Here is a 14,825-nt window from a genome sequence, read left to right on the forward strand (position 1 = left end):
ACACCACAAATGTCTCAGAACAAGCCTCAACTTCTACAGCAAGTTCTGAAACTGCCAGTGAAACAGCTTCAACAACTGCAAGCGAAAGTCAAGCACCTGCGGAATCAGCCACAGGCCAAACACGTGATGCTGTAACTACAGACCGAGCTGCCAATGAGACAGCTTCAGTACCTAATGAAACAAACGTCACTGGTGGTCAATACTATAGTGATGACCAAGGCAACTGGTATTATAAAGATGCCAGTGGTAAAAACCTCGTAGGCGAACAGACTATCGATGGCCAAAATGTTTATTTCCGCAGTAATGGGCAACAAGTTAAGGGGCCTTTACTCGATAGGAATAATAATCTATTTCGTTACTACGATGTTGATACTGGGCAACTATGGACGAATCGATACCTTGAATCCCAAGGTAATTGGTACTATTTAGGTAAAGATGGCTATCCACTCACTGGAGAACAAACTATCAATGGTCAAGAAGTCTACTTCGATTATAAAGGTGTTCAAATCAAAGGTGACTTTAGCGGAGAGGACTATAGCTATCCAGATCAAACTTTCTATTACGACTCTAACTCTGGTGCAAGGGTCCGAAAAGAAGGTCTAGTTCAGAATAAAAAAGGCCAAACCTTTTACATCAAGAACGATGGTTCTAAATTTACAGGAATACGTGAAATTGATGGTAATATCTACTATTTCAAAGCACGTGAAGCTGCCTCTCCTGTTGATACCGGCGTCCTACAAAAAGGAATCAGCATTTTACTAGAAGAAGGGCAAAATTCACCACGTACTTATGGTTTTGGTACCCCTACTAATATTACCCGTCGCTACTATTTTGACTCAGTTACTGGTCAAGCCGTTAAAAATCGCTATGTCCAAGAAAATGATGGCTGGTACTATTATGGTGCAGATGGAAATGCTATTCGTCCTCAAGATGGTGAAGTCAATATAGACGGTCAAATCGTTTACCTATATGCTAATGGTCGTCAAGCTAAGGGAGAGCTTGTTCTCGACAATGGTGTTCTTCGCTACTATGATCCTAATTCTGGAGCACGCGTCTCTAACACCACTCTAACAATTAATGGTATGACCTATCGATTTGATGAAAACGGCGTAGGTATGGATGCTCCTAACCCAAATGGTTATTATAGCGACGATAATGGAAACTGGTATTATAAGAACGTAAATGGAGACAACCTCACTGGTGCTCAAATCATTAACGGTCAAAAGTTATTTTTCCGCGACAATGGTCAACAGGTTAAAGGTGCTTATGGTGATTCCTACGGTGATTTATACGCATTCTACGATATTAATTCTGGAAATCTTGTAACCAATCGTTATGTTGAATACATGGGTAATTGGTTCTATGTAGGTAAAGACGGTAAGCCAGTCAAGGGAGCTCGAAATATCGATGGACAAGATGTCTTCTTCAACTATCGAGGGGTACAAGCTAAAGGAGGATTTGGTCAAGATGGCGTCTATATGCCTGAGTACTATTACGATAAAGATAATGGTCGCAAAGTAACCAAAGCTGGGTTTGTTAAAGATAACAGAGGCTTAACTTACTATCTTGACGAGAAAGGTAACAAAGTCCTTGGACTTCATGAAATCAATGGTGATTTATATTACTTCCGTCGAGGAGGTGCCTATAAATACACCCAACTAGGTGACATGTGGCAAGACAGTATTAATTACATCGATGGTAAAATCTACTACTTCGGTCATGACGGTAGAGCAATTAAAAATCGTTTCTATCAATGGGGTAATTACTGGTACTACTTCTATGCGGATGGTTCAGCAGCTACTGGTGCCGTTCAGATTAATGGACAACAACTTTACTTCGATAAAAATCATGGTAGACAAGTTAAAGGCGCTTTTGCACCAGATGGTCACTACTACGATGAAAACTCTGGTGAACTCGTCACTAACCAAACACGTACTATCAAAGGTGTAACTTATCATTTTGATGAAAATGGTAACGCGACTAAAGTTTAAGCTATTCCTTACTTTAAGAAAACTTTAGGCTCTGCTCTATATACTATAATCATCCTAAAACTTTTCTTTTTCATAATCTCCTTATCCAGGGCACAGGTCCTGGATTTTTTTATTTTTTAAGTTCCTATGATTGCAAAAATTGTGACATTTGCCATTTACTCGCTTTCCTATGTAATCGTTTTCTTATTTTTGTCTAAATTTCTTATATTTTCTTGAAAGTCTCTAAAATAGCGCTATAATAGGACTTAGGAAATGGAGGAAAAAGTATGAAAGTACATTCTAATTTTACTGGACCTAAGTCCAAAAAACGTCTGATTGCATTCTCATGTGCAACTGCTCTTGCAGGTTTTGCCCTCATCGCAAAGCCTGCCTTCGCTGAGGAAGCTAAAGCTGATAACTCATCAAACCTTGATGTGAACGCTACTACCACTGCAAATGTGGAAACTACCGCAGACCTCGTAGAAACTAAGGTTGTCGAAGCTCCTGCTACTACTGAAAATTTAGGCACCACTCAAAGCACTACAAATGTCTCAGAACAAGCCACAACTTCTGCTGCAAGCTCTGAAGTTGTCAGTGAAACTGCCTCAACAACTGCAAACGAAAGCCAAACTCCTACAGAATCAGTTGCAGGCCAAACACGTGAAGCCGTAACTACAGACCGAGCTGCCAGCGAGACAGCTTCAGTACCTAATGAAACAAACGTCACTGGTGGTCAATACTATAGCGACGACCAAGGCTACTGGCATTACAAAGATGCTAGCGGTAAAGACCTGACTGGACCACAAACTATTGATGGCGTTAAGGTCTACTTCAATCCAGGCGGTGTTCAGGTTAAAGGGGGATTTGGCTGGGACGGTCACTATTATGACAAAGACTCTGGTGCTCTTGTTACTAATAAATTTGTTGAAGAATATGGTAGAACCTATTACGTTGATGAAAATGGTAATAAGGCAATTGGTTCTAAAGAAGTTAATGGAGCGTGGTATTATTTTGAGCAGTATGGTGAACTAATTAAAAACAATTTTGCTCCTGATGGCCGTTATTATGACAAATATGGTAAACAAGTGGATTTCGGAACAAACCGCTATTTCGAATTAAACGGGGAATGGTACTATGCTGGAAATGATGGTGCTATTTTAAAGGGACCACAAACCATCGATGGTGTTAAGGTTTACTTCCGACAATACGGAGCTCAAGTCAAAGGATATTTTGTCAAAGATGAGGGGGATAATAAATCTCGATACTACGATAAGGATACTGGTGCTCTTGCCACCAATCAATATGTTATCGCTTATAATCCTTACAAACATCGAAATGAACGTTATTATGTTAACGACCAAGGAATTCGGTTAACTGGTCCTCAAACAATTGACGGTAAACAAGTCTACTTCGATACCTACGAGGGAAGCCAGGTTTTCGACAATTTTGCTGACGATGGTTACTTTTACGATCAGGACGGAAATCGTGTTGATCTTGGTGCCAATCGTTATGTTCAAATCAGAGACAATTGGTACTATGTCGGTAACGATGGAAAAATTTTAACCGGTGAACACATTATTGATGGAGCTCACGTTTATTTTGAATATGGAGGTAAACAAGTTAAAGGAGATTTTGACTATAAAAATCAATTTCACGATAAAGACTCTGGAACTTTAGTTACTAATCGTTTCGTTACCGTTAATGACAAGACCTACTTCATTGGAGCAGATAGTAAGGCTATTAAAGGAGCGACCGTCATCGACAACATTGAATACTTCTTTGACGAAAAAACTGGCGCTCAGGTTAAGGGAAATTTCGCAAGTAACAAAAAATATTATAACAGTACTACTGGTGCTCTCGTAATCAATAGTTATGTCCAAGTCGACAAAGACTGGTACTACGTAGGCAATGACGGTAAACGGCTTAAAGGTTCTCAAACCATTAACAATGTTCCTGTATACTTTGACCCTTATGATGGTAAACAAGCCAAAGGTGTCTTTGGTAATGATGGCTACTTCTACGACAAAGATTCTGGTGCTAAAATAGACCTTGGTACCAATCGCTACGTTTACATCAACGATAACTGGTACTATCTTAATGGAGAAGGAAAAATCCTTAAAGGCGATCAAACCATCGACGGGGTACAGGTTCACTTTGATCCATATTATGGTAATCAAATTAAAGGAGAATTTACCGATAGTAATGGGCATGCGGTTAAAGCAAACTCCTATACTAGCCCAGTTAAGTACTATGATAAAAATTCTGGAGCTCTTGTAAAAGGTCAATACTTTAGCCATGATGGTAAATGGTACTATGCAGATGCAGAAGGTAATATCCTTAAAGGCTCACAAACCATCGATGGGGTACACGTTTACTTTGACTATAATGGTGTACAAGCTAAAGATACTGTTCTAGATGGTTACTACTACGATAAAGATAGTGGAGCACGAAAAGAACTCCCTCGTGATAAGTTTATTAAGATTGGTGACGATTTATACTACATTAGCAGTAATGGACGAACTGGGAATATAACTATTGATGGTAAGGATTACTATGTTGGTCGATATGGTAGAGTTCTTCGTGGTTCCTTTAACGTATACCAAGAGCCACCTTACTATGATGACGAAACTGGCGAAGCTGTGAAAAAAACTGGTTTTGTTAAATCTTATGGTCGTTGGTACTATATAGAGGAAGACGGAAAAAAAGCAAAGGGCCTTAAAGAAATTGATGGTAAGCTTTATTTCTTCTCTAACAATCCAATGAACAAATACGAAACAAACGAACAAGTTCGTGGACAATTAGCTAGACCTTACTTTTATATTTCCTTCCCAAATAGAGCAGAAGACAACCCAACTTACTACTTCGATGCTGAGACTGGAGCTGCTGTAACCAACCAATTCGTCTATGCAGATGGACACTGGTACTACTTCGGTAACGATGGAAAGGCTCTTCTATTTGATCAAGTCATCAATGGTCAACACCTCTACTTTGATTATGAAGGTAAACAAGTTAAGGGCGATTTCGTTACAGACTACAAGGGAACTCGTTATTATGACGAAAACTCTGGTGAGCTCGTCACCAACCAAACACGTACCATCAATGGTGTGACTTATCACTTTGATGAAATTGGGCGTGCGAAGCAATTATAAGGATTTTAGTAAAATAGACTAAGTTTTTCTCGCAGATATCTATACTAGAGGAAGTTGATTAATTTTAACTTCCTTTTTAAAATCCACGAAAATAATTTTTGTCTGCTTTAAGAAAACTTTAGGCTTTGCTTTATATACTATAAACATCCTAAAACTTTTCTTTTTCATAATCTCCTAAATCCAGGGCGCAGGTCCTGGATTTTTTTGTTTTTTGATAATTGTTTGAATTACTAAGAACTGGAAAAATCTCACCTAATAGCCAGAAAAATAGATGTTATTCTCTTTTATCAATCTCTTCACATTAAAAGAAAGCCTTTTTATTTTTAATATTGAAAAGGCTTTCTTATTGCATTATAATATAAATTAAAAAGGGGAGGTATTTGTTATGGAAACAAATAATAAGGTCAAACATCAAACATCTAAAAACTATCTTATTGCATTTTCATGTGCATCAGCTCTTGCAAGTTTTGCGCTTATTGCAGGAGTTGCTTTTGCGGATGAAGTAACTACTGGTGAAACACACAAGATTGACACAACAACAAGTGTTATTGCCAATGTTGAAACAACAGCAGACTTAGTTGAAACAAAGGGTATTGAAGCAATATCTTCTGCTGAAAGTTCAACAGGTGCTCCAGAGTTAGCAAGTTCGGAAAACGTTAGAGAAACGGCTTCAGCAACCACTAGTGAAAGTCAAGCACCTACTGAAACAACAACCGTTGAAGCACACGCAGCTTCAACAAGAGACAGTGTAACTAGTGAAACAACTACAACAACTCCTGTTATTAATGAGAACGTAAACATTACAGGTGGTCAATATTACAGTGACCAAAACGGTAAATGGCATTACCGAGATGCCAATGGTAATGACCTGACTGGACCACAAACTATTGATGGGGTTCAAGTCTATTTCGATAAAGAAAATGGCGTGCAAGCTAAAGGCGTTTTTGCAAAGGATCCTAATAATGCTAAAAAACTAAATTTCTATGACAAAGATTCTGGTGCCCTTCTCAAAAGTCAATTTATCGTAGCCTACAGCAACGATACGAAACAATATGAACGTTACTATCTAGATGATAATGGGAACCCCGTGTACGGTGAGTATCGAATTAATCGTAGATCAGTATACTTTGATGATAAATCCGGTACTCAAATCATTGACCGCTTTGCTCCTAATGGACACTTTTACGATCAGGATGGTGTTTTCGTTAATTTAGGAACCAATCGTTTTGTTGAAATCAAAGGAAAATGGTATTATCTCAATAATAGCGGACAAATCATAAAGGGTAGCCATATCATCAATGGGGCTCAGGTCTATTTCGATGAAAATGGTATTCAAATAAAAGGTGATTTCGATAAGGAAAACCGCTATTATGATGAACACACTGGTAAGCTAGTAACTAACCGTTTCGTAACAGTTAAAGACAAAAACTACTTTATCGGCGCAAAAGGTATCCCCGTGAAAGGTGCTACTCTTATTGATGGTAAAGAGTACTACTTCGATGATAAGACCGGTGCTCAAGTGAAAGGTGACTTTGGAGGTAATGGTAAATACTATGATACCTCAACTGGTGCACTCGTGACCAACCGTTATGTCAATGTAGACAAATATTGGTACTATGTGGATGCTGAGGGCAAACCATTAAAAGGTTCACAAACCATAAATAATGTTCCTGTCTACTTTGATTCTTATTATGGCCGACAAGTAAAAGGTGATTTTGGAAACGACGGTTACTACTATGATAAAGACTCTGGTGCGAGAGTTACACTTGAAAAAAATCGTTACCATAATATTAATAACCATTGGTATTATGTCGGTTCAAATGGCAAAATCCTTAAAGGGGACCATGTCATCAATGGTGTTCAGGTACATTTCGACAAGGTATTTGGAATACAAGCTAAAGATGACTTTGTAGATGAAGATGGTATTAATGTTTTCTATGATAACTTTGTTGTCTTCGGTACCCCAGTTAAGTATTACGACAAGGATACTGGTGAACTTGTTAAGGGTCGTTACTTTACAACTCGAGGTAAGTGGTTCTATGCAGATAAACAAGGTAATATTCTAAAAGGTGCTCATACCATTGATGGTGTCCCTGTCTACTTTGACGACCACCTCGGAACACAATTCAAAAACGTGGTTAAAAACGGCCACTACTATGATAAGGATACCGGTGAACAGAAGGAAGTCCCACGGAACCAATTTGTTCATGTTGATAATGGTCTCTTCTATTATGATAAAGATGGAAAACCACTTTCTGATTCTCAAACCATTAATGGTGTAACCTATTCGTTCTATGAAGATGGACAAGCCCGTCGAGGAACTTTTGGACCTTACGGTTCTGGACCTTTCTATGATAAAGTTACTGGAGCCGCAGTCAGAGAAAAAGGATTCCATCAAGTAGGCCCTCAATGGTACTATACTGATGAAAATGGTAACAAACTTTTAGGTCTTCAAGAAATAGATGGCAAACTCTATTACCTTGATAATACCTGGTCAGTTAGCTCAGTTACTGGTTTTCTCGCAAAAGATGAAGTGCTTAGTCCTGAGCAAAAAGAATCATCTAGATATCCTCATACATCTAGCAGTACTATCATCAAACCTAAACTCTATAGTTACTACTACTTCGATGCTGAGACTGGAGCTGCTGTAACCAATCAATTCGTTAATTGGAAAGGCAACTGGTACTACTTCGGTAACGATGGTAAGGCTCTCCTCTTCGATCAAGTCGTCAATGGTCAACACCTCTACTTTGATTATGAAGGTAAACAAGTGAAGGGTGATTTCGTTACAGACTACAAGGGAACTCGTTATTATGACGAAAACTCTGGTGAGCTTGTAACCAACCAAACACGTACCATCAATGGTGTGACTTATCACTTTGATGAAAATGGACGTGCGAAGCAATTGTAAAATAAGTGTGAAAATCGACTAAAATTATTCTTACTAGTCATACAGATAAAAAAACAAACAAAAAGCCAAAATCAGGATGCTGATTTTGGCTTTTTGTTAGGTAAAGAATTTATTGCTCCTTTTTCAGTCTTTTTAGGTGTTTATAGAGACCGAAGGCACGATCCAGTTGCATGGATTCGATAGGACGTTTGCCCTTGATATAGAGATTTCCATTGGTCGCATTCATCAACCCTGTCTTAGCAATGGCATAACCAGTAATCATACCACTATAAAGGAATCTTTCTAGTTCCTTGACATCTAAAACTCGACTTGAAGGTTCAAGGGGACCATATTCTGCTTCATAGATATCCACAAGTCTTTTAAACTTATAGGCCGTTTTTATGGGCATATCTCCGATAGTTCCCTTTGAATAATAATGATAAAGATTCTGTGGGCTTAAGTCTGCAGAGGCTACCTCTTGACCGTTGGGCGAGTAGGGTTGGAGCTTAATGAAAGTATTGAGCTTACCAATATCGATGTGGTAGTCGCTAACATTTTCCTTAGGAATAGGGAAGTCATCCCTATCAATAATCTCCCTTCGTCTGATGGTAGCCAACAATTCATAAGGCTCAACTCTAAGTCTTTTTGAAAATTTTTCTAAAGTATCAAGCGAAACCGTTCCTCTTTGATTGATCAGGTTATAGTTGGTTTGAGCCATACCAGATGAGACTACAAAGACTGTCATGCGTTCTCTGACTTCCCCCTCATCCATATCTTCCGTGATTTCCAGCTTCTTGCGAATGTTGTGCCACAAGTTTTCGGTGACCTGTTCAGGATCTCTTGGAAACTCAAAAACCTAATGCTGATTGTCTCGAGCTAAGAGCTTCCCAAGTGTAATGTTTTTCCCAGTCACCTTGGCCAGACCGTTAGTAATGGTCACAATCTTTGGAATATTTCCCTTAGGCTTGTTCATAAAGAGCATCCGAAGGCTTCCTGACGGAATCCCCGTGGCTTCTGAGAGCTCTCTGTAACTCTTTTTGTCTTTCCAAAATTCCCCCATACGAGCTTTTTCTGCATTTTCCCAGAAAAGCTCCTTAAGGGGTTTGGGGGCATTCGGCTCATCCGAAAATAGTCGTTTTGACATCATTGTCTCCCTCTAAAATTGCTGTTTAAAAATTAGTCCAAATCTATTATCTCATATTTTTAATAAAAATCAAATCATTTCCTAATCAACAATCATTACAATCAGCTAGTCGTTTAGAGTTTTTCTTGGGTTAATTGAGCACAAAAATTCCCCTCGTACTTTAACGAAGGGAGTTGTTTGACTAATAATTCCAGTTTACCAAGAGATAGATAAGGCTTGAGCCAAACATATCTGCTAAGGCATGAACGAGGAAAAATGGAAGCAAATTTTTAACCTTGTACTTATAAGACCAAAGACAACCCCGATAACCAGAGCCCATAGCATGCCCTGATAGGTATGGAAGGACACACGAACAATGGTTGAAAAGAGTAAGACCAACCACTTATACTTGCCCTTAACCGAGGTCAAGAGTCCTAGGAAGAAAAATTCCTCGTAGAAACCGTTGAGCAACCCATAAGCAATCGCCATAGGTGACAAAGCCATAAACTTATCAATCACAGCCATAGGGCTAATAAATGCTAGAACTTGAGGACTAAAATAATTATATTGTCCTGATAAAGTACTTACCATATCAGCAAATAAGCCCATGATAGCGAAAAAAAAGGGTACCCAAAAGAGAACAGACCACTTTAGACGGATTGGCAGTTGTTTAAAGTCAAAATGGCGTATCCAGAGATAAATAATCGCTAAGGCTAGGAGGATAATCTGCAAGGTGAAATTGCTAGAGTAAGCTGCTCCTTCACTGGCTGTATTTGTTGCTGTCTCACTGACTGCCGTGGAAAGGCTTGGAGACAAACTCGCCAAATACATCTGTGTCGAACGAACAATAAACTGACCAAACATAATCAGCGTAACAATACCAATATCAAACCATCTCAGTTCCTTGAGCGGCTGCTCAGGATGAATTTTCTTAAGTAGAGACATGGTCCTTCCCTTCTTTCTAGTATCTTCATCGAAGACTGGTTTATTTTTTAAGGTTATTATAAGCCACAAACCTTAAAGTAACACTAAAATTTGCAGTAAGATTAGTATTTCATTTAAGGAAAGAAAAAGCAAGGGAAAGTATCTTTCCTTTGCTTCAAACATGTTATTAATCGTTCTTTTTGACAACGCTAACCAAGACAAGAAGTTGGAAAATGGCTAGAGCAAATAAGACCATAAAGCCATTTCGACTTCCTTGAGCCGTTGCTTGTGCAAAGTCAATCTTGTGATTAGCTTGACTCATAGCAACAATTAGAGAAGCTAGCGTTGTTCCCACTGCTCCTGCAAATTGTTGGAGCGTGTTAAAGATGGCATTGGCATCAGCACGTTGATCTAGCGACAGTTGTTTCTGTCCATTGGTCATGACATTACCAAAGGAAACGCCAAGCCCCGTCATGAAAATCATGTAAAAAACGAGGATCAACGTATTGGAAAGAGAGAGACCAAATAAGCTAAATAACAACTGAGCGAGTACGATAAGGGTAGCCCCAATAAGAATCGGTTTACGTGCTCCCATCTTATCAAGAATAATACCTGAGAACGGAGCGAAGCCTGCACCGATAATAGCACCTGGAAGCAACATCAGAGCTGCAAGAGTTGTATTCGAGTGGTTAACCAATTGCACATAGTTTGGCAAGAGAAAACTCATCGCAAGGGATCCCAATTGGAAAGAGAAGAAAGCGATGATATGACCTGTCAGTTTACGATTTTTCAAAATGGAGAGGTTGATAATAGGGTTGTCCAATGTTGTTGAACGCCAAATCAAAACGACAAGACCTAAGATACCAATCAAAAGCCAACCAAGAACTGAGAAACTAAAGAAAGCATGATCAACAACCCCATGAAGACCTAAAATCAAGCCCAAGAAAAGAAAGATGGTAGCCAGTAGACTGAGGATATCTAAAGATTCACGTTGCACCTCACTCTTTTGCTCAATCGAGCGAAGCCCCGCAATCAGTGAAGCCAAGAGAATAGGAAACTGGACGAGGAAGATAGAACGCCAACCAAAGTGTGCTGTCAAGAGACCACCAACAGTTGGTCCAATGGCTGGAGCAACGGCTGTAATCAGTGTTCCAACTCCCATCATGAGACCAATCTTACGACTTGGCACCTGCTCCAAAATGATGTTAAACATGAGAGGTAGGGCAAAACCAACACCCATCCCTTGAACCAATCGTCCCAAAACAACAAAGCTGAAACTAGGGGCTATAAAGTCGATGAGGACACCTAAAATAGACAATAGGTTGGCGACCAGAAAAATGGTTTTCATCTTAAACGAGCGCTTGAGATAGGCAGATAAGGGAACCACACAAGCGACCACTAGAAGATAAATGGTTGTAACCCACTGTACGGTTGACGTATTGACTGAAAATGCCTTCATCAATACGGGAAAGGTGATGTTCATAGCTGTTTCACCAGCTACTCCACAAAATGAAAGGATTCCTGTCGCAAAGATGGCACACAGAACCTTGGTGGAGATTTTTTTGTCTGACATAAGTATTTGTTCCTCCTATATAAACTTAAATATTACGGTAGTGTTGTAAGATTTTGATAAAGACTTCTCTCTCTTTAGCTGAAAATTGCTGGGCAAACTCTTCTTCCTCTTTTCGAAGATAAGATTGACAGGCAGAAGCGATGTTAAGGGCTTTATCCGTGAGAATAACCGCCTTTTGCCTAGCATCTTTTGAAGAAGTGTGGCGTTCAATCAAGCCTTTCTTCTCCATCCGCTGTAAGAGCACTGTCGTTGTCGAACGCTGAATCTCAAATTCGTGCTCAATGTCCCGTTGAAAGACTTCTTGATCCGCATGATTGGTTATAAAATCAATGACAGCCATCTGATTTCCAGTCAAGTCATACTGCCTAGCAAACTGGTCAAAATGACGCATCATATTATTATTGGCTTGTTTTAACAAGCGTCCAAAATGGTCCAAAAAAATGACTCCTTAACTATATTGTTAGCTAACTAGCAGTATAGAAGAATTATTAGCTCAAGTCAATAGATTCTTTCAAAAAATAGAAAACTCAAGGACCTAGAATCCTTGAGTTGCTATATTTAGTCTTTCTTTACAGGAATTTCCTTAATCACACGCGCCGGATTCCCACCTAGAACAACATTGTCACCGAAGGACTTGGTCACAACGGCTCCTGCTCCAGCAACTACGTTATCCCCTAAGGTCACTCCTGGGAGGATAGTCACGCCTCCACCAGCCCAGAAATTATCACCGATCGTAATTGGAGCACCATATTCAATGCCTGAATTACGCTCTGTTGGATCAAGCGGATGCAAGGGCGTCAAAAACTGACAATTAGGGCCAATCATAGCATTGTCACCAATCGTGATAGGACAGATATCCAGCATGGTCAAATTCCAGTTAGAGTAAAAATTTTCACCGATATGGATATTAACACCGTAATCCGTAACGAACTGAGGATTCATGGCAACATTTTCACCAGTCGAACCAAACCAAGATTTGACAATCTCTGCCCTCTTGAGACGGTCAGGCTCAGCATTAAAGGCCCATTGTTTTTCTCTTGAGCTGGCCGCTAGAGCACGTAACTCAGGATCGCTAGGTTTATAAAAGTCACCTGCAATCATCTTTTCATATTCAGTTGGCATGGCATACTCCTTTTTTGCTTATTCTCCTATATTGTAGTATAGAAGTGATGTTACCACAAGCGAATGGATATAAACTAGCTAATAATCTCAACTAAAAAACCATTACTAAATATAAATTGTAACCATAGCTCCATTATTTTCATTAGAAAGTTTCAGTTCCCAATCATGAAGTTCTACGACTCTTTTTACAAAAGATAACCCTATTCCAAAATGGTGATTCTGAGAGTCTTTTCCTGATTGATTATCTTGGTAAAAGAGCGATCCTACATTATCAATCATATTAGCCGAGAACCTTGAGCCATCATTCCAAACCGATAAAACAATCTTATTTTGCTCAGATGATAATTTTATTACTATCCTTGGCATCATTGATTGACTATAGGACATTGCATTATTCACAAGATTAGTAAGTGCTCTTAAGAATAATACTAAGTCAATATGAATAGTAGTATCAGATGGGGTTTCATTCAATACTTTTAAAACACAGGTCCCAGTTGTCAGAGGAGTTAATTCTCTAATCAAACATGACGCAAGCTGCTCCGAAGTAATATGCTCTTTATTGATATTATCTTTATAAAATGTTTTTGAATATTGAATAAATTGATTAAAATAATTATCTAGCTGTTGACTTGAAGATTCGATATCTAATAAGCATTGAGTTAACTCAGGAGACAAATCAAATGTCTGAAGATACTCAGCATTACCTGAAATTATTGTTAGAGGTGTCTTTAAATCATGTGCTGCGGAAGACACTCTGAACATTAGCTCTTGCTTTTGTTTCTTCTCTTTTTCAAGCATCTTCTGAATTTTATCCTGCATCTTCATAATATGTTCTTTTGTCTCAATAAATTCAAATAACCTTAGTGGCTTAGAGTATTTGTTATTGTCTGAATATAAGCTTTGTTCATATACTGTCTTCATCTCTATCTGAATTTCATATAGAAGTTTTTGTACATTTCTTACAATTATAACAACTAAAATGACACAAAGATAAATCCACGAGCTAACACTAAAAAACATAGTAAAGCTATTCACATTGTTAGCATTAATTCCTTCAACTGCTGTAAATAGGGCAGGAATGATATAAAAAAAACAAATGCATATCAGAAATTGAAAAATAATTTTCAAATAAGTTGCTCTTATCAACTGCTTTAATGTTATTGATTTTGCCATTTATATCCCCCACCCCAAAGAGTTTTAATTGGATCAATACCATAAGGTTTTAATTTTTGTCGAATCTGATAGATATACTCTGTGATACTTCGGTACTGAACTTCTGAACTTTGAGGGTACAAATATTCATAAAGCTCCTCTACACTAAAGATTTTAGTTTGATAGGTAAACAACAAATATAATAAATTAAATTCCCTTCTCGAAAGAGAAATACTATTACCGTCTACTATTAATTCCTTTCCTACCCTATCAAATTGAAGTAAACCACTAGTCTCAGTATCTCCGACAGAAAGTAGCCTTTTATCTCGTCGAATATGCATTTTGACTCTTGCAACCAACTCCTTCATACCGAATGGTTTGGTAATAAAATCATCTGCACCTATTCCAATAGCTTCAACAATATCTTCTTCAAGGTTTTTAGCAGTAATAAAAATTATAGGTGTTTGAATCTGACTTCTGATACTACTACAAATATCAATACCACTCACTGGCATCATTATATCCAGTAAAATCAAATCAAATCCTATGAAGTCACAGAGGTTAATATCTTCAACAGAATTTCTAGTTTCAACTACATAGGAGTTTTTCTCCAGAATATTCTTAATCAATCTTAAAATTTTTAAATCATCGTCAATAACTAGAATTTTAGACTTTACCATTTTTTTCCTCGTACGTTTTGAATATATTGTAACATAATTAAAAATCGAAAATACATTTCAAAATTAACATATAAGTTATAGTTCAATAAATTGAGCTTCTACCAAATCTTAATAATGCTCATTTTTAGGTAACAGAATATGCGTTCCAAAGTCTTTAATTTTATGATTTCTAAGTAAATAAATACAGTCTGCATTTTTTATAGTTGATAATCTATGTGCGATAATAATAACTGTCTTTGTAC

The 14,825-nt window shown here is 38.2% G+C and carries 10 protein-coding genes and 1 pseudogene; 3 read left to right on the top strand and 8 right to left on the bottom strand.

The genetic code is table 11. The annotated features are described in order from the left end of the window. The 3 genes from H7T98_RS09915 to H7T98_RS09925 form a co-directional block, all read left to right on the top strand. Positions 1-1,991 (top strand): glucosyl transferase (locus H7T98_RS09915; protein ID WP_201061816.1); only part of this gene is annotated, 1,991 nt, incomplete at its 5' end. A 266-nt stretch (positions 1,992-2,257) separates the two neighbouring features. Then, a complete protein-coding gene (locus tag H7T98_RS09920; RefSeq protein ID WP_201061818.1) occupies positions 2,258-5,119 on the top strand; it encodes a glucosyl transferase in 2,862 nt (953 codons plus the stop codon). Between the two features lie 385 nt (positions 5,120-5,504). Continuing rightward, positions 5,505-8,030, top strand: a complete 2,526-nt coding sequence (locus H7T98_RS09925) for an N-acetylmuramoyl-L-alanine amidase family protein (RefSeq protein ID WP_201061820.1) — start codon at positions 5,505-5,507, stop codon at positions 8,028-8,030. Between the two features lie 109 nt (positions 8,031-8,139). Here H7T98_RS09925 and H7T98_RS09930 read toward each other — a convergent pair whose 3' ends face one another. The 8 genes and pseudogenes from H7T98_RS09930 to H7T98_RS09960 all read right to left on the bottom strand — a co-directional run bounded on the left by H7T98_RS09930 (position 8,140) and on the right by H7T98_RS09960 (position 14,583). Beyond that, positions 8,140-8,823: a hypothetical protein gene (locus H7T98_RS09930; RefSeq protein ID WP_260319159.1), complete on the bottom strand. Its 684-nt coding sequence runs from the start codon at positions 8,821-8,823 to the stop codon at positions 8,140-8,142. Between the two features lie 42 nt (positions 8,824-8,865). Then, on the bottom strand, positions 8,866-9,153 hold the full coding sequence (locus H7T98_RS10235) for a hypothetical protein (RefSeq protein WP_260319160.1): 288 nt from the start codon (positions 9,151-9,153) through the stop codon (positions 8,866-8,868). A 181-nt stretch (positions 9,154-9,334) separates the two neighbouring features. After that, positions 9,335-10,077 (bottom strand): annotated as a pseudogene (locus tag H7T98_RS09935) (CPBP family intramembrane glutamic endopeptidase). Positions 10,078-10,243: 166 nt separating this feature from the next. After that, the gene (locus H7T98_RS09940) at positions 10,244-11,629 is read right to left on the bottom strand and encodes an MFS transporter (protein ID WP_002886935.1); all 1,386 of its coding nucleotides are present in this window, start codon (positions 11,627-11,629) and stop codon (positions 10,244-10,246) included. A 25-nt stretch (positions 11,630-11,654) separates the two neighbouring features. Further along, a complete protein-coding gene (locus tag H7T98_RS09945; RefSeq protein WP_201061821.1) occupies positions 11,655-12,065 on the bottom strand; it encodes a MarR family winged helix-turn-helix transcriptional regulator in 411 nt (136 codons plus the stop codon). Between the two features lie 122 nt (positions 12,066-12,187). Next, positions 12,188-12,751: a sugar O-acetyltransferase gene (locus tag H7T98_RS09950; RefSeq protein WP_002886933.1), complete on the bottom strand. Its 564-nt coding sequence runs from the start codon at positions 12,749-12,751 to the stop codon at positions 12,188-12,190. Positions 12,752-12,856: 105 nt separating this feature from the next. After that, a complete protein-coding gene (locus H7T98_RS09955; RefSeq protein ID WP_002886932.1) occupies positions 12,857-13,924 on the bottom strand; it encodes a sensor histidine kinase in 1,068 nt (355 codons plus the stop codon). Beyond that, positions 13,909-14,583, bottom strand: coding sequence for a response regulator transcription factor (locus tag H7T98_RS09960; protein WP_002886931.1), 675 nt, complete (start codon positions 14,581-14,583; stop codon positions 13,909-13,911). The genes H7T98_RS09955 and H7T98_RS09960 overlap by 16 nt, the downstream gene beginning before the upstream one ends. Positions 14,584-14,825: the final 242 nt, after the last annotated feature.

Source organism: Streptococcus sp. 23.2 (genome assembly GCF_016648665.1).
Classification (GTDB): Bacteria; Bacillota; Bacilli; order Lactobacillales; family Streptococcaceae; genus Streptococcus; species Streptococcus salivarius_E.